1 pseudogene is annotated in these 548 nt (G+C 46.2%); it reads right to left on the bottom strand.

Going from position 1 to position 548, the window contains the following annotated elements:
* Positions 1-516: pseudogene (locus R7Z50_RS30200) on the bottom strand (hypothetical protein); the annotation flags it as partial.
* Positions 517-548: the final 32 nt, after the last annotated feature.

The raw sequence follows: 548 nt of genomic DNA on the forward strand, positions 1-548 counted from the left end.
CAGAATGCGAGCTTTACCTTCTAACCATGCAATTCGGACGTTGTTTGCCACTTTAACTGCAAGCTCATGAGTCGATGCGGCAAGTTTGTGTTCGTTGGTGATGCGCCAAACATTGCCAAGACCAATCAGGGATTCAATCTGAATCTCAATGTCATCGACCAAAGCCGATTGCTCCAAGGCATTAATCCAATATTGCTGCGCCGAGTAATATTTGGCTTGTCCCCAGTATTGAAGGGCGAAGATATGCAGAATTTCTGGAAGGTGATCGTCAGTGTCCAGTTGGATTTGCTTATTGTAGGCGTCTTTGATGAATTTCAGCCCTTGGCGATATTCCATCAAACACCAACAACTGTGCGCCATGACGAGTAACGCTTTGATTTCACCGTCAATAAACAGTATTTGTTCCGCGCGAATGCGGCACTGCTCGGCGAGGCGAAGAGTGCGTTCAGGGTGCGTTTTCACTTGCCCTTTGAGTGAGTTAAGCTCGTCTTCTAGCTGAATTTGGGTTTTATCCAACGTTCACATCCATGACTATCGAACTGGAATTT

It is taken from the genome of Vibrio sp. 1249-1 (genome assembly GCF_033340495.1).